This is a genomic window from Treponema sp. J25 (assembly GCF_004343725.1).
Taxonomy (GTDB): Bacteria; Spirochaetota; Spirochaetia; order Treponematales; family Breznakiellaceae; genus J25.
In genome coordinates this window covers 70,254-85,617 of sequence record NZ_PTQW01000012.1, presented here as the reverse complement: position 1 = coordinate 85,617, position 15,364 = coordinate 70,254, and the positions used below count along the sequence as shown (strand labels likewise).

General features: G+C 51.1%; 17 protein-coding genes. 11 read left to right on the top strand and 6 right to left on the bottom strand.

Features of this window, described 5'->3' with window-relative positions; genetic code table 11:
- The first annotated feature begins 277 nt into the window (after nucleotides 1-277).
- Nucleotides 278-895: a porin family protein gene (locus C5O22_RS03920; RefSeq protein WP_132779889.1), complete on the top strand. Its 618-nt coding sequence runs from the start codon at nucleotides 278-280 to the stop codon at nucleotides 893-895.
- 398 nt (nucleotides 896-1,293) lie between these two features.
- Nucleotides 1,294-1,995 carry a tetratricopeptide repeat protein gene (locus C5O22_RS03915; RefSeq protein WP_243692859.1) on the top strand — a complete coding sequence of 234 codons (702 nt, stop codon included), beginning with the start codon at nucleotides 1,294-1,296 and terminating at the stop codon, nucleotides 1,993-1,995.
- A gap of 168 nt (nucleotides 1,996-2,163) precedes the next feature.
- Here the strand turns inward: C5O22_RS03915 and C5O22_RS03910 are convergent, their stop codons facing one another.
- From C5O22_RS03910 to C5O22_RS03895, 4 genes are read right to left on the bottom strand one after another with little or no spacing between them, the layout of a single operon-like run.
- Nucleotides 2,164-2,814 carry a hypothetical protein gene (locus tag C5O22_RS03910; RefSeq protein ID WP_132779888.1) on the bottom strand — a complete coding sequence of 217 codons (651 nt, stop codon included), beginning with the start codon at nucleotides 2,812-2,814 and terminating at the stop codon, nucleotides 2,164-2,166.
- On the bottom strand, nucleotides 2,792-3,352 hold the full coding sequence (locus C5O22_RS03905) for a Gx transporter family protein (protein ID WP_132779887.1): 561 nt from the start codon (nucleotides 3,350-3,352) through the stop codon (nucleotides 2,792-2,794). Before C5O22_RS03905 ends, C5O22_RS03910 begins: the two co-directional genes overlap by 23 nt.
- Nucleotides 3,336-3,725 carry a NusG domain II-containing protein gene (locus C5O22_RS03900; protein WP_132779886.1) on the bottom strand — a complete coding sequence of 130 codons (390 nt, stop codon included), beginning with the start codon at nucleotides 3,723-3,725 and terminating at the stop codon, nucleotides 3,336-3,338. Before C5O22_RS03900 ends, C5O22_RS03905 begins: the two co-directional genes overlap by 17 nt.
- A 9-nt stretch (nucleotides 3,726-3,734) precedes the next feature.
- On the bottom strand, nucleotides 3,735-4,271 hold the full coding sequence (locus tag C5O22_RS03895; protein ID WP_132779885.1) for an FKBP-type peptidyl-prolyl cis-trans isomerase: 537 nt from the start codon (nucleotides 4,269-4,271) through the stop codon (nucleotides 3,735-3,737).
- 127 nt (nucleotides 4,272-4,398) lie between these two features.
- Between C5O22_RS03895 and C5O22_RS03890 the strand changes: the two genes are divergently transcribed.
- Nucleotides 4,399-4,680, top strand: coding sequence for a hypothetical protein (locus C5O22_RS03890; RefSeq protein WP_132779884.1), 282 nt, complete (start codon nucleotides 4,399-4,401; stop codon nucleotides 4,678-4,680).
- A 172-nt stretch (nucleotides 4,681-4,852) separates the two neighbouring features.
- Complete coding sequence (locus C5O22_RS03885; protein ID WP_132779883.1) at nucleotides 4,853-5,770, top strand: DUF2156 domain-containing protein; 918 nt, start codon at nucleotides 4,853-4,855, stop codon at nucleotides 5,768-5,770.
- On the opposite strand, the gene C5O22_RS03880 is transcribed toward C5O22_RS03885, so the two are convergent.
- A complete protein-coding gene (locus C5O22_RS03880; protein ID WP_165910393.1) occupies nucleotides 5,731-6,822 on the bottom strand; it encodes an MBL fold metallo-hydrolase in 1,092 nt (363 codons plus the stop codon). The genes C5O22_RS03885 and C5O22_RS03880 overlap by 40 nt on opposite strands.
- 246 nt (nucleotides 6,823-7,068) lie before the next feature.
- On the opposite strand from C5O22_RS03880, the gene buk reads away from it, so the two are divergent.
- From buk to C5O22_RS03850, 6 genes are all read left to right on the top strand, one after another.
- Nucleotides 7,069-8,136 carry a butyrate kinase gene (buk, locus tag C5O22_RS03875; RefSeq protein WP_132779881.1) on the top strand — a complete coding sequence of 356 codons (1,068 nt, stop codon included), beginning with the start codon at nucleotides 7,069-7,071 and terminating at the stop codon, nucleotides 8,134-8,136.
- 34 nt (nucleotides 8,137-8,170) lie between these two features.
- Complete coding sequence (locus C5O22_RS03870) at nucleotides 8,171-9,109, top strand: bifunctional enoyl-CoA hydratase/phosphate acetyltransferase (protein WP_132779880.1); 939 nt, start codon at nucleotides 8,171-8,173, stop codon at nucleotides 9,107-9,109.
- 158 nt (nucleotides 9,110-9,267) lie between these two features.
- Nucleotides 9,268-9,501 carry a 4Fe-4S dicluster domain-containing protein gene (locus tag C5O22_RS03865; RefSeq protein ID WP_132779879.1) on the top strand — a complete coding sequence of 78 codons (234 nt, stop codon included), beginning with the start codon at nucleotides 9,268-9,270 and terminating at the stop codon, nucleotides 9,499-9,501.
- A gap of 142 nt (nucleotides 9,502-9,643) precedes the next feature.
- Entirely contained in the window at nucleotides 9,644-10,708 is a 1,065-nt protein-coding gene (vorB, locus tag C5O22_RS03860) for a 3-methyl-2-oxobutanoate dehydrogenase subunit VorB (protein ID WP_132779878.1), read from the top strand.
- Nucleotides 10,709-10,719: 11 nt separating this feature from the next.
- Complete coding sequence (locus tag C5O22_RS03855; protein WP_132779877.1) at nucleotides 10,720-11,604, top strand: thiamine pyrophosphate-dependent enzyme; 885 nt, start codon at nucleotides 10,720-10,722, stop codon at nucleotides 11,602-11,604.
- Nucleotides 11,604-12,137: a 2-oxoacid:ferredoxin oxidoreductase subunit gamma family protein gene (locus C5O22_RS03850; protein ID WP_132779876.1), complete on the top strand. Its 534-nt coding sequence runs from the start codon at nucleotides 11,604-11,606 to the stop codon at nucleotides 12,135-12,137. Before C5O22_RS03855 ends, C5O22_RS03850 begins: the two co-directional genes overlap by 1 nt.
- Before the next feature lie 98 nt (nucleotides 12,138-12,235).
- Here the strand turns inward: C5O22_RS03850 and C5O22_RS03845 are convergent, their stop codons facing one another.
- The gene (locus C5O22_RS03845; RefSeq protein WP_132779875.1) at nucleotides 12,236-13,129 is read right to left on the bottom strand and encodes a C40 family peptidase; all 894 of its coding nucleotides are present in this window, start codon (nucleotides 13,127-13,129) and stop codon (nucleotides 12,236-12,238) included.
- Between the two features lie 147 nt (nucleotides 13,130-13,276).
- Between C5O22_RS03845 and C5O22_RS03840 the strand changes: the two genes are divergently transcribed.
- On the top strand, nucleotides 13,277-15,352 hold the full coding sequence (locus tag C5O22_RS03840) for an amidohydrolase family protein (protein WP_132779874.1): 2,076 nt from the start codon (nucleotides 13,277-13,279) through the stop codon (nucleotides 15,350-15,352).
- Nucleotides 15,353-15,364: the final 12 nt, after the last annotated feature.

Genomic DNA, 15,364 nt, shown 5'->3' with positions numbered 1-15,364 from the left:
AAATTCCCAGAAGAGGCGGCACCCTATCACAGGGACCTCGGGTACCCGGTGATGCAAGTAGTGCCGCCCCCCTTTCAGTCAGTAAACGTTGCATCCACCGGTGAGGGACTCTCTCCACCGTACCAAAATGTCGAGCCGTGATAGAAAATCTCCAATGTATCTATAATCTCTAGTATCTATAGTCTTGTATTGTAAAAATTTAGCAAAATTGTGTTGTGTATTTAAATATGTGTAAATGTCCTGTGAGGATGGAAAATAAAGCGTGAGAGGTGTTTGTATGAAGAGAAGCGTGATGTTATTCGTAAGTTTTGTGCTTGGGGGACTGCTGTTTGCTCAAGAAGTTAAAATGAGTTTCGGTCTTGCGGGGGGATTTTCGCCGGTGTGGCTCAAATATGAAAGTTCCTCATTAAAATGGGAGAGGACAGATAATACCGCCTCGGTAGGAGTCTTTTTTGATGCTACCTATGTCCAGTTGAGTGTGAGATATGCTTTTACGGTCGCAAAATCAAAAGCTACTGCTACATCGGGGGGAATTACTCTTGAATCGGAAGGGGAAGTGCAAGCGAATTGGTTGGATATCCAGGCCCTCGGAAAGTATCCCTTTAAAGTGATGGAAAATATCCAGGCTTTTCCTCTCGTGGGGATCGAATATTTGTATGCCCTTTCTCGGAAAGAAGAGAGTGTTACTTTCCCAGAAGATTCTTTAAAATACCTGCGGGATTGGTATCTCCTTGTGGGCGCTGGGGTGGATATAGGGCTCGCAAAGAATATTTATATTCGGCCCAGTGTTCTTTACGGAATTAACCTTACCGCGAAGGACGAAAATGTCCCCAGTAGTATTACAGCCAGCGGCTCTACCCTGAAGGTGAATTTAGCTTTTGGGTATACGTTATAAATACCCCTTTAGGGAAAGGTTTTTGGGTGTCTGTGAAGATGTCTCCATCGGCGTAAAAGATTTAATAAAGAGAGCATTTTTTAATAAACTTTAAAAAAGGGTTTCTATCTCATAAAGTTTTTAGAGCCCCGCCACCTTCTGAGGAAGGGTGTGGGGCTCTTCTTTTTAAGGGTTGATTCATCGAGTAAGGGAAGGCGGGGCCCTTTGAGAGAAAAGCTCGCTGAGATAAGGGTAAACCTAGGCGGCGAGGGAAAGGGCCTTTTCTCTAATGGCTCTTCCTAAAGGGCCCTGTGGCTCTGCCGGCACAACATTTTGGGGCCCGCTTTTTTATCTTTTTCTAAACAGCGTGACCTTCTTTCCCGATTGCCAAAAAGGTGTTTTCGGTTCATTATACAAGCATGAAACACACTTTTTTTAAAAGTTTATGGCTTTTCTTATTTTTCATGGCAGTGACGGCTGGCAGCTTTGCCCAGGAAACGGACTCCACGACGCCGGCGTCGCAGCAAAAACCCGATGCCCTGCGAAGCTACCGTATGGGCCGGGATTTAGAAGTACAGGGCCGAATAGATGAGGCCAATCAACGGTACGAAGAGGCGGTGCAAATCTGTAAGCAGGAAATAGCCCAGAACGCCACCAACATGGATTCCTATACGGTGCTTACCTGGGCGCTGTTGCGTCAAAAAAAATATAGCGAAGTACTGGAATGGGGGGCCCAGGGACTGCGGGTAAATCCCAACGATTATCGGGTGATTGAGACCATGGGAGAGGCCCATTTCTTTCTGCGCAATTACGATAAGTGCCTCCAGTTCATGCAACGATACATCAATGGGGCGCCCCAGGGAGAGCGGGTTTCGGTGGCCTATTTTTTCATGGGCGAGGTGTATCGGCTCCAGAAAAAGTGGAACCATGCGGATATGGCCTACTCTATGGCGGTTCGTTTAGAGCCGAACATGCCTATCTGGTGGTTCCGGCTGGGCTTTGTGCTGGAAGCCTTAAACGACTTTCCGAATGCCCAAAAGGCCTACGAACGGGCGGTAAAGTTAAATCCTACCTTTAAGGATGCGCTAGACGGACTGGAACGGATAAAACGACGGGGCTAGGGTGTCCCCCTCGTTGAGTTGTTTGAGTGTGCTGAAGGGCCCGACCCGGGAGATTCTTTCATAGAGGGCTACCATAGTAGGAGGCTACGAGAAAACGGCGCCCCGTTGGTTAGGTTTAAGAAGCTGGTTTTTGAGAAAGGCCCGGAAGAGGGGCTTCCTCTTTGTTCGTTATTTCCCTTTCTTACCAAAAAGGAAGGCCAGCATTTCAAGTGCAAGAGGAAGATAGGCGAGTACAATCGACATACTCAGCACGAGGTGGGAAGTGAATGGTGCAGGGGCTCCCCTGGCAGGGGGGGTAGCGGCGGGAGACGGCGTCTCCTGGGGGAGGGGCTCTTGTTGGTCTCCCTCTGAAAGGTCAAGCAAAAGCTGGTCCAAACTTTTTATGGGCGTGCGCCAGGATAGGTTTTTCCCCCTTTCCAGGAATTCTTCAAAATAATAGATTGATTGGCCTATCAGGGCCCCGAATTTGCCCGGGAATGCCAGATCCCGCTGGATGCTTGCCTTGGATAGAAATACGAGGGTTTCTAATAGAAGGGCCCGTTCCAGTCCCCGCTCCAGAGCTCCCTGGGTAAGAGGAAAGGCCCCTATCTCTATAAGCACTTTCCCCGTTGGAATGAGCAGATTGGCCCCCACGATGCCTGCCATCACCAGAAAGGTGATAAAAAACTTGTTCCGCTTACCCAATAGCCAGCTATATCCCAGGAAAAGGATCCATAAATAGAGACGGGCTTCCAGGGTGTGGACCAAAAATACCGCCGGCAAAGCTATAAGCCCTGCCCAAAAAAGCTGTCGGTTGCTAAAAGGTGGAGTTGCTTTCATGGGTGTCTCTTTTGATAAAAACCGCATGGTACCACCGGGAATGGGATATGAAGAATTCGCAGAACGTGCCGAGAGCAAAACCGGTGACAAGACCGAACAGAAGGACCGGCGGGGCAAGATACAAAGCGCTTTCCCCAAAAATAATGAAACGGGCCATGAAGAGTTGAACCCCATTCGATACGAGGGCCCCTACGGTGCTGATGCCGGTAAAACCCATCAAGGAAGGGGGAATCAATTTCCGGAGACCATACATGCAGAGGGCAGAAGAAAGGGTTCCCCCAACTGAAAAAAGGAATACATACGAAAAAAGACTTCCACTTATGACTGCCTGACCGAGTACTTTGAGAAACACCAGGAGCAAAAAATGGGGGAACGATAGTATATCGATGCCCAGCATAAGCGCCAGATTAGCAATCCCGAGCCGAATGAAAGGCAACGGTTTGGGAATCATATATTCAATTGTTGAAAGAAAATAACTTAATCCCGCAAGAAGAGCTAGCTCCGGGGACACCCTTTTTTCTTTACCAGCTTGAAGCATCAACTCCATCCTGCCGAACATTTCCCGCTATGCGAACAAAGATCCGATTGGGAAGGCAGGCCGCCCAATCACCTGCTTTTTTTAGTTTACCCATGGCCACGCAGAGTTTATCCGGACAGGGTGAATCGCTGATATACGCTTCTCCCTGGTGAATTTCTACAAACGTAGTCCCCAATGGCCCCGGGATAGCGAGATGTTGGATGCTCGAAAGCGGATATACCCACCGGGAACCGCTGGCCTCTATCACCACCTGCAGGTTGTCCTGGGCACCCTCGTAGACCGCCCAAAAAGCAAACCCAACCCCAATCACAGACAACAACACAACGAGCCCATCCAGGGGGCGCAGTAAAAAACGGGTCCGTGATTGTTTCATACTAAAGGATTAGTGACAACCTCCGCAGCCGCATCCGGGTCCGCAATCTTCGCCACAATCATCACCACAGGCATCATCAAAATCTTCGTGGGGATGTCCATGGGCAAGCTCTTCTTCGGTGGCAGGCCGGACAGAACGGATGGTTACCGCAAAGGTAAGGTCCACCCCTGCCAGGGGGTGATTGGCGTCTATGGTGGCCATACCATTGGCAACCCGGGTTACCGTGACGATGCGCGGACCCTCTGCTGTATCCGCCTGGAACTGCATCCCCGCTTCCACCACGTCTACTCCCTGAAAACGATCGAGGGGCACGTTGATAACGAGACTCTCATCCCGTTCTCCATAGGCTTCTGCGGCAGGCACGGTAACGGTAAAGGAATCCCCTTCCTTTTTCCCTTCCAGGGCTTTTTCAAGGCCGGGGATGATGTTATTACTGCCATGCAGATACGAAAGGGGTGCCGATCCCTGGGAGGTATCCAGTACCTGGCCTTCGGCATCGGTTAAGGTGTAGTCAAAGCTGACTACGCAATCTTTAGCTATATTCATACGTACTTGTACCATAAAAAGAGCGTTGGGTAAAGGGTAAAAAATGTGATGGACAAATTACAGTTCCCTCGGTTATACTACAGGATAGTTACATTCCAGTATTGCTTTGTAAAACAAGGAGTATGCCATGGATAACAGAACGAGTATGTTGTTTTTTATAGCCCTCGTGATTCTCTTTGCCTTTACCTTTGTGTTTGGGATCGATGCCCTTGCCCTTCCCAATGTCACCTACGGTATTCTCGCCCTGATTGGCTTTGTGGTTTGCATTAGCTTTAGCCTTTTTCAGTGGGCCCTGCTTAAAAAGGAACGGGGAGCCATGATGCCCTGGTTTATGACCTACGCGGTGGTTATTGGTATTATTTTCGTGTGGTACCTTACCCGCTGTGGTTCTGCCTTTAAGTGGTGGTAAAAGAATCGTATCAATCGAGCGTGTAGCGTTTTTGAAAAAATCGTGCCCCCGGAACAGCCCATGCGTTTTTGGGGGCTCCAGGGACCAGGGCTCCGGGGTATTGTGTGTGCAAGGCAACGTGGAAGGGAATAACCGTTGCTTTCTATAACAAAAGCTGAGTATATTTTTCATTATGAAAATCCCTGTATACCCTCAATTTGCTCCTATATCATTAGAGTTCAAAGATGACCTTTTGCCCCGCCTTAATCTTACCGTAGATGGGGTTTCCGAGTTCACCTTTTCAAATTTGTATCTTTTTAGGCATCGTTATCATTACCAGGTATCCCATGTGCCTAACACCACCGTTATTATTTCGGGGGAATTGGAAGGAAAACGTTTTTTTATGACCCCCTGCAATGTGCCGGAGCGAAGTGTCCTGGAAGACCTCTTTGCCCATCATGATTATTGGAAAAACATCTCCGATTCTCTCATGTGTCATCATTGTATAAATCTGAAAGAATGGGGCATCACTATAATTGAAGACCGGGATAACTTTGATTATCTGTACCTGAGAACTGACCTGGCAGAACTCAGCGGTAAGAAATACCATAAAAAGCGAAACCTCGTGAATGCGTTTATCAATTCCTACTCCTATGAGAAACGTCCCCTTACCAGAGACCTTATTCCCGATGCCCTCTATGTCCTCGAGGAGTGGAAAAAAGAAAAAGGTGTAGAAGGGGATTACCTGGCTGCCCGGGAAGCCCTGGAATTATTCGAAGATATTGGGCTCCGGGGCGCCATGTATTATGTGGATAATGAACCCGCAGGCTGGTGTCTGGGAGAACCAATTGCCAAGGGAAAGATGTTTGCTATTCATTTCGAAAAGGGACTGGAAAAGTACAAAGGAATTTATCAATTTATTAATCAGGCCTTTGCCCAGTCCCTTCCTAAACATATTCTCCATATTAATCGGGAACAGGATCTGGGAGACGAAGGGTTACGGCAGGCAAAGATGACCTATCGTCCTTGTGGCTTTGTCCGAAAATACCGGGGATATCTTGGAGTGCCGGCTCAGTCCTCTAACCCTTCGAGTCCCCTCTCTTTTGAGTAAAGGTACCCCCGCCCCACTTCTAGAATCTCGCACAAGGAATGGGGCGCCCTTTTTTCGAGGGAGGTCTTAAAGGGCCGGGGATCCAGGGAGTTATGGGGAAAAAGGTCATAGTGGGTTGGGATCACCAGACGGGGCTCCGCCGCCCCTGCAAGACAGGCCGCTTCCCAATGGGAAAGATTGCCATAACCGGCGTTGATGCACACCAGCATGAGATCCGGGCGCTGATGAGAAGCTTCTGCTGATGAAAGGGCCGCATGCTGTTCCCCTTTCCCTTCTTGCATAGCCTCTTGAGAGCCCGCCGCAGAATCTTCTTTTTGCCATCGCTGCACCGTTTCTCGCACATCCTTCCCGCCCAGTTCCAGAAGGTGCTCTGACCACGCCGTATCTCCCGTGTTCCAGAGGGTAATGCCCCCCGCAAAACGAATCAGAAAACCCATGTGGTTAAGGTCGGTCGTGTCGGTGGGAATGGCAAAGGTCCCCCGTACGAGCACGCCCTTATCGGCATTGCCGGAACGGAGTCGTTCTGCCGCTGCTAGGATGCCCGGTTTCTTAGAAAAGAAAACCTCTTCTCCCACCTGAATAAGACGGAGCTGTTCTAAGGGGATCCCCGCTTTTCGGGCCACTTCCAGGGCTAGCCGGGGTCCCGCTATACGGAGCCATCCCCCCTGGTGGAGTGGTTTTTTCTCTTTGCTTTGGGGGAGAGGGGCTACCGGATTCTTCGCCGGTGACTCCCCTTGTTTTTGCGATGCTTCAAAGGCATGAGAAAAGGACTGGGCCACCCCTTTCAATGTCTCGGGATCTGCGTGATCACAGTGGGAATGGGTAAGGAGAATGAGATCCACCGCTAATTCTTCCGGCAAAACCGGCGGAGGAAATTTCCGGCTTTTTTCGGTAGGCCCCGGAACTATCCCCCTGGTTGCACAGTAATCGCTGAGGTAAGGATCGATGGCCACCGTAAAGGACTGGCTGTCTTTGAAAATGAAAGAATTCTGCCCTAAAAACCAAATCCCCAGGTGGAACGGAGGGATATGGGCCCCCCGGATCTTTTCCATTAGTGAGGAACTTCCTTGGTGATAAGACGCTGTAGGTATCATAGGGATACGGTTATCATACTCCTTTTTTATGCCCCTGTCATGGGGGCGGAAGAGGGCAAAAAAAATTGATGAAAAGGGGTATACCGGCGGTTCTGCGCCTTTAGGTCCCCTTTTCTGTTTTTAGTTTTATTTAAATATCTTTATATATATTAAAGGCTATTTTTCCTTGCTTTTTTAAAAGAAGAGGGAGTATACTGAACCCTGATGACGTATACGATTCTGGTTATTAATCCCGGCTCTACCAGCACAAAGGTAGGGGTGTATCGCAACGAGGAGACCATTTTCAGTGCCACCGTGGCCCATCCTGTTTCTGAACTGCAGCAGTTTGACACCGTGGCGGATCAACTGGATTTTCGGGAAGGCGCCATTCTAAAGGTCCTGGAAGACCATGTGATAGATCTTAACGCCCTTGATTGTGTGGTTGCCCGGGGCGGTCTGGTGCGTCCTTTGCCCCATGGAATATACCGGGTTAATGAAAAAATGAAACAGGATCTCCGTACTGCCTGTTATGGGGGACATGCGTCAAACCTGGGAGCCCTGATTGCGGATAAACTGGCCACAAAGCTGGGAATCCCCGCGTATATCAGTGATCCGGTGGTGGTGGATGAACTGGATGAGGTAGCCCGTCTTACGGGCATAAAAGAGATAAAGCGACGATCTATCTTTCATGCCTTAAACCAGCGGGCGGTGGCCCTCCGGTATGCCCGGTCAAAGGGGGTACGCTACGAGGACCTGGTGTTAATCATCGCCCACATGGGAGGGGGTGTGACGGTGGGGCTCCATCGACGGGGACGGGTGGTCGATGTGAACAACGGGCTTGATGGCGAAGGGCCCTTTGCGCCTGAACGGGCGGGGACCATTCCCGCCGGAGACCTGGTGACCCTCTGTTTTTCAGGGAAATACACCGAGCATGAGATCCGGAAGCTGCTTACTGGTCAGGGGGGCTTTGTCAATCTGGCGGGCACCAACGATGTGCGGGAACTGGAACGGCGAGCCTCTAAGGGAGATGCGGAGGCGGAACTCCTGTTGCGGGCCTTTGTGTACCGGGTGGCGAAAGAAATCGGAGCCCTGGCGGCCGCTGCGGAAGGAAAGGTGGACGCCATTTTGCTTACCGGTGGTATTGCCCATGACGAAGCCCTGATGGCGGCCCTTACCCAGAGGGTTTCCTGGATTGCTCCGGTAACGGTGTATCCCGGTGAAGGGGAATTGGAAGCCCTGCGGGATGCGGGCCTACGGGTCTTGCGGGGAGAGGAAATTCCTGTAGAATATTGAACAAGTATCGATAAAGAAGGAAAAGGGAAGATAAATGTTACAAACAATAGAAAGTATCATCCAGGAAGCCCATCGGCTTGTGTCGATGAATCCTAGCGGCATGCCGGTGCTTGCCGTAGCCGCCGCCCAGGATAGGGAGGTCCTTGAAGCGGTAGAAACAGCTCGGAAAGAAGGCCTTGCCCGGGCAATCCTTGTGGGGGATACCCAAAGGATTGCAGAAGAGGCCCGGCACCTTGCCCTGCCCCTGGATGAATATGAGCTTATCCACGAAGAAAACGTAACCCAGGCGGCGGCTACGGCGGTGCGTCTGGTTCGGGAAAAACGTGCTTCGGTGGTGATGAAGGGGCTCCTGGATACGGCGGTTTTGCTCAAGGCGGTGCTGAACAAAGAAACGGGCCTCCATGCGGGGCGGCTCGTGAGCCACGTGGGGGTTATAGAATCACCGTACTATCATAAGCTACTCATCGTTACTGATGGGGCCATCAATATTGCCCCTTCACTAACAGAAAAGGTAGATATCATACGGAATGCCTGCGATTGTGCGATGGCCCTGGGGATAGCGCTGCCAAAGGTAGCTCTGCTTGCGGCCCTTGAAAAGATTAATAGTGAGAAGATGCCCTGTACTGCCGAAGCGGCGATTCTCTCCCAGATGAATCGCCGGGGGCAAATTCCAGGCTGTTATATCGATGGCCCCCTGGCCCTTGATAATGCCGTCAATAAAGAAGCGGCCCGCATCAAAGGTATTGAAAGTGATGTAGCCGGAGACGCGGATATCCTTGTAGCCCCCGATATTGAGGCAGGCAATGTTCTTTATAAGGCCCTTATCGATCTGGGAGGAGCCAAAGGGGCGGGCCTTGTGATGGGGGCCGCTGCGCCGGTGGTGCTTACCAGCCGTGCCGATACGGCGGAGGTGAAGCGGGCTTCTATTGCCCTGGCCTTACTGGTAGCTTTTGGGGCCAGAGAAAAGCAATAAAAGGATGATTTGCCTTTTAGGGAAGCCAATATCAGAGATTGCGGCTCTCCAGAGCACCATAATAGAGGAGTTAACTTTTAAAAATGCAAAAAGACCGATACATTAATGGTTAACTTCTTAGGAAAGTACATGATACAATGAATACAGGAGAATAGGATATGGCAAAACGGGGAAAGGTAATCATCGATCAAGAGGCCTGTAAGGGGTGTTACCTCTGTGTACGGGCCTGTCCGGTAAAGGTGCTCGAACCTGACACGAAGGTCAATTCCAGTGGAACCTATCCAGCGGTGGCCCGGTATGTGGAAAAATGTATTGCCTGTGGTAACTGTTATCAGGTGTGCCCTGATGTGTGTATAGAAGTGTACGAACTCGAAGCGGGAGAGACCCCATGAGGGGGTTCTTTCCCCCTGGCGGACAGGTGTAAGGGAAGAGCCTTTCCTTGCCAGGGGAACCTCCGTTGCAGAACCGTGTTTGTTCTTTGTTTCGGGGGAACGGGCGTTTACCCGAAATCTCCCGTAAGGAAGGGATGGAGATATGACTGAAGAAAAGCGTTTAATGAAAGGGAACGAGGCTATAGGCGAAGCGGCGATTCGGGCGGGTTGTACGGCCTATTTCGGCTATCCTATTACCCCTCAGAATGAATTAACCGCCTACATGGCCCAAAACATGCTCGATAAAGGGCGGATTTTTATTCAGGCGGAAAGTGAAGTGGCGGCCATCAACATGGTCTATGGGGCCAGTGCCGCCGGCGCCCGGGCAATGACCAGTTCTTCGAGCCCGGGGGTAAGCCTGAAGCAAGAGGGCCTTTCCTATGCGGCGGGGGCGGACATCCCCCTTGTCTTGGTGAATGTGGTGCGAGGCGGCCCCGGTCTTGGTTCTATCGCGCCGAGTCAGGCCGATTATTTCCAGGCGACCCGAGGTGGGGGCCACGGCGACTACTATACCATCGTGCTGGCCCCCAAAAGCGTCCAGGAAGCGGCGGACCTGACCTATCTTGCCTTTGACCTTGCGGATACCTGGCGAATGCCGGTTGTCGTGTTAGCCGATGGTATGATTGGGCAGATGATGGAGGGGGTGGTCTTACCCCCATCGCGGGATCTCGCAGATCTGCCGCGTCGAGACTGGACGGTGGGCCACATGCACGGCCGGGAGGCCCGGCACCTTACCTCCCTCGATCTGGTGCCCGAAAGCCTTGAGGCAAAGGTACGCCAGCGGTTCCAGCGATACGAAGAGATAAAGGCCCGGGAGGTTCGCTACGAAGCGGTGGATGTGGACCAGGCGGATCTCATCCTGGTGGCCTATGGCACAGCGGCCCGGGTGTGCCTGGGGGCTAAGAAACTTGCCGACGCAGCGGGCCTGCGGGTAGGGCTTTTTAGACCCATAACCCTCTGGCCCTTTCCTGAAAAGGCCCTGGCCCAGCTTGCCAAAAGGGGGAAGCCCTTCCTGACGGTGGAGATGAGCATGGGCCAGATGGTAGAGGATGTAAAGCTGAGTGTCCTCGGGCAGGCGCCGGTGCACCTTTTGGCTCACTGTGGTGGCGTAATTCCCACAGAAGAAGAAGTGTTTGAGGAAGCAAAACGGCTTCTGGGACGAGGGTAAGGAGGATTCCCATGAAGAAATTATACGGACATCCGGAAAGTCTGAAACGGGTAAGCACTAAGTACTGTGCCGGCTGTGGGCATGGAGTTATACATCGTATTATCACTGAAGTCATAGATGAAATGGGGCTCCGGGAACGGGCAATTATTACGAATCCCGTGGGTTGTTCTATCTGGGCGGATCTCTACTTTGATTTTGATTCGGTCCAACCACCCCATGGGCGGACCCCCGCGGCTGCCACGGGGATTAAACGGGTACTACCGGATCACCTTGTCATCTGTTACCAGGGTGATGGAGACCTGGCTGCTATTGGAACAGCCGAAATTATTCACGCCGCCAACCGGGCGGAAAAGTTTACTACCATTTTTGTGAACAATGCCATTTATGGGATGACCGGCGGGCAGATGGCGCCGACGACCCTGGTGGGCCAGAGGGCCACCACGGCCCCCTATGGCCGCGATCCTGAAGGGGCGGGAATGGGCTATCCTATTCGGGTGTTGGAACTGCTTGCTACCCTCGGGGGAACCCGTTATCTTGCCCGGGGGGCGGTTAATAACGCCGTGAATGTCCGAAAAACAAAGCAGTATATAAAAAAGGCTTTCCAGGCTCAAATGGAAGGGAAGGGTTTTACGATGGTAGAAATCCTTTCCCAGTGTCCCACCAACTGGCAGATGGATCCCCGGGAATCGGTCGAATGGCTTGAGAAAAACATGATTCCCTACTATGGCCTCGGGGAAATAAAGGATGAGCTTGCCGCGAATGAGGATGCGGCTGCCGCTCGTATCTATCAAGATGATGCAGTCGCATGCCGTGAGGTTGCCGAAGGGATGCCCGCCGGTGTTCGCCATGCAGAAGATGAGTCAAACGAACCTTTCGCGAAAAAGGGAGTAGCCTGATGACTGAAAAATCTTTTTTTGCTGGTTTTGGGGGCCAGGGAATCATTTCTCTCGGTCAACTGTGGGTCTATTTTGCTATGGAGGAAGGAAAGAACGTAACCTTTTTCCCCTTCTATGGAGCGGAAAAGCGGGGGGGCATCGCCCGGGCGGGGGTGATTGTCTCGGATGAGGAAATCGCAAGTCCCCTTGTTACCAGGGCCGATTCGGTGATTGTGATGAACACCGATTCCCTCTCCCTGTGCGAGAAAATTCTGCGTCCTGGCGGAATCATGCTCGTAAATAGCACGATTGTAAAACAAGATCCGGGCCGAAATGATATTCAATTGTATAAGGTCGACGCCCAGGCCATTGCAGAGAAGATTGGAGATCTTCGTATCGCTAACATGGTAGCCCTGGGCGCCCTGGCAAAATTAACGGGGGTATTACGCCTAACCGAGGCAGAAAAGATACTTAAGAAATTTTTCCCCGAGGGTAAGCATAAATTCATCCCTATGAATCTAGAAGCTATTCATGCGGGCTTCCGGGCGGTGTAGAGCTTCGTGAGCCCCTGGCCTCCACCCCGTCCGGGGCCCCCACCGCCGCATTTTAGTAGTAAGTTACAAGCTGGCCCGCACAGAAGGGGGCCCTTGTCTCAACGCAGCGGCTGGACCTTCCAGATGCGTTCTACCCGTTTGAGATTGTGCTGTGTTTTAAGGATCAGCTTGTAATCCCCTGCTTCGGTAAAGGTGATAGGGGATAAGGTGATGGTAGCCCCCTTCTGGAGGGTTACCCGTTCTTCCCGAATCGTTTTATTTTTGGCAGGGTCCAGGTCCATCTTATAGAAAAGCACCTGAAATATTCCGTCCGAACCGGTACCATTGGTGATCACAAATTGAATCGTCGAACCTACCTGGGCGGGGATTTTGTCGGTATAGACGATAACATCGTTGGTGATGGTAAAGCCGACAAACTCGAGGGAATCCCCTTTCTCTTCTCTTTCTTTAGTCTGAGACTTGTCCCCCGAAGCGCCCTGGTCCTTTGGCTTTTCTTCCACCGAGGTTGAACGGGCCCCAATGAATCGTCGTACCCCTAGAAAACGGGGAGAAAAGTAGGAATCCCCAAGGGGACTGATGATAACCCCTGTTTTGGGGCCCTGGGAAACGGCGTGGATCATCTGGTCATTGGGGAGAAGAATCGCCACATGGCTGGGAATATTCCCAAAGGTATTAAAAACGAGGATGTCTCCGGGGAGGGCCTTTTCGAGACTGAGGGGAAACCCTTTCATCCAGATAGCCTGAGACGACCGGGGAATGGCAAGGTTGGCCGCTTCCTGGTACACAAAGGAGGCAAAACCGGAACAGTCAAAGCCCTGGGGTGAAGCTGCCCCGTACACATAGGGAGCCCCGATATACTTCTGGGCGATTTGGACAATCCGCTGGCGTACGCTCTGTTCTTGTTCGGAAAGCCCCTGTTGCTGGCTGTACAGCGAGAATGCCCCGCCAATACCCAGCCCTAGCCATAAAAGAAAAAGAGCCTTATGGTTCATATGATAAAAGGTACTACAGCGGAGCAGTTTTCACAACGATAAGGGAAAAAATACCATCAACCATCATAAAAGAATTGGGGCGAGACGCTTTTACATTCCCATCCTTGAGGGTGGAAACATTTACTGGTATCCTGCAAGGAGAAACCTATGGCCGTATTAATTTCCAGTTTGGGTAATGTACCGGATATCATCCTGGAAGTTTTGGCTTTCACTAATATGGAAGCCATACCCCTGTACCAACATCATCCTGCGTTTAAGGAAATAAATGAAGCCTACCAACACCATTTTAAGCAGGATCCGGTAAAAACCGTGTGGATTTATTCCACCAAACAGAACAATATGGAAGACCTCTGTGGTGCGCTGGAACGCTGGAACCAGCGTATGGGGGATCTCTTTACTTTTTCATTTATCATTTTGCCCTTTGAGGACATTACTTCCCAATGGGAAGTGGAGTATTCCCGGGAAGTGGCCTTCAGGCTCGTAAAAAAGGCCCATGACAAATACAAAGAAAACCTCTACATCTCCATAGCGGCGGGCAGAAAAACCATTGTGAGCGATTTACAGGAGGCGGGCACTTTTTTCGGCTGCGATGCCTTTATCCATGTTTTGGATACCGCAAGAAGAGGGGCGCCAGGTAAATCAAACATTTCTGGGCACGTTTCCTTCCTGGAACGGGATATCTCAACCATTCCTCAGGATGAGATCGTCCCTATTGTTCCCATCTGGTATGGCAAAAGCAGGGCGAATCCCTTATCAAAATTGATTTCCCATCCCTTTGGTATTGCCGTTGAAGGTTCCCGGCAGTTTTTAACGCCCGATCAATTTGAGAGGGGCCAGCGGCTGGTGATGACCTGCAAGCAACTGATAGAGCAGGCGGGCAACACCTTCAGCCATCAACATGATCAGGTCCTGCTGGAAAACTTCCCTGTGCTGCAGCAACTTGATGAGGAACGGATCACCTCTTTTAAAGAGCGGGTCATCCGTTCAGAAGAGGATGTCCGCCCCTTGCCCAAGATCGATCTCCATTGTCATCTGGGTGGATGTCTTGAAGTAAAGGATACCGTGGCGGTTGCCCGGAAGGCCCTCGAAGAATACCCCGGGGAAAGGCCCTTTCCCGTGGAGCATGCCCGGGATGTGGTAAGCCAATGGAAAAAGGATTCCCCACGTATAAAGAACACCCCTTACAAAGAACGGCTTAAAACCCTGGCCGCCTTCGAGGGCCACGAAGAGGAACTGGAAAACCTCTGGTATGGTCCGTTCCTGGATGAACGAAACTTTGCATCCATCGGTTTTGACGCCTACGAACGGCTGGGGGACCTTCAGGGGTCGGGCCTGTTGCAAAACAAAAGAGCTATTGAAGAGACCGTGGTGCTCCTGCTTGAGAAAGCCCGGCGCGACGGCTGTATTGGCCTAGAGATCCGCTGTTCTCCCCAGAACTATACACAGGAGGGTTTGCAATATAAGGATGTTCTGGGAACCATCTTACAAAGCGTGCACCACCATCGGGGGCCTCTTATGGTGGGGGTTATCCTCATTGCTTCCCGCCACCGGAGGATGAGCGAAATTTATAAAAGTGTAGAAATGTATGAGGCCTTAGCGGAGGACCCGGATGGGGAATTTCAGGCCCTGTTCAAAGCCTACGTTAAGGGCTTCGATGTGGCAGGGGACGAAAGCGCCCGCGCTCCCCATGAAATGAGGAACGCCTTTATTCCGATTCTCCAGCAGTGCCTTTCTATTACGATCCATGCGGGAGAAAATCAAGAGGCGGATAAGATATGGGAGGCGGTGTACGAACTCAATTCGGACCGAATCGGCCATGGCTTGTCTCTTATTAATAGCGAAGCGCTGCTGAAAAAATTCGTAGATAGAAACATCGGGATTGAGCTCTGTCCTTCATCAAACTTTCAGATAATTGGATACCGCGATTATGAACTCCGTGCGGGAGGAGATAAGGAGTATCCGTTACGAAAGTACCTTGAGAGGGGAGTAAAAGTTACCCTTAACACGGATAACCGGGGCATTTCCCGCACCACCTTGTGTAGAGAGTTTGTCAAGGCTTCTCACATGACACCGGCCGGGCTCACTTTTTTAGAGGCCCTGCAGCTTTGCAAGAACAGCATCGATATCAGTTTTTTTGGTTACGAAGAAAAACGGCGCCTATACCAAGCTGCTCAGGAGCGACTAATAGAGTGGTTGAGGGTTAATTCGATTTTCTACTCTTGACATCTGCAAATA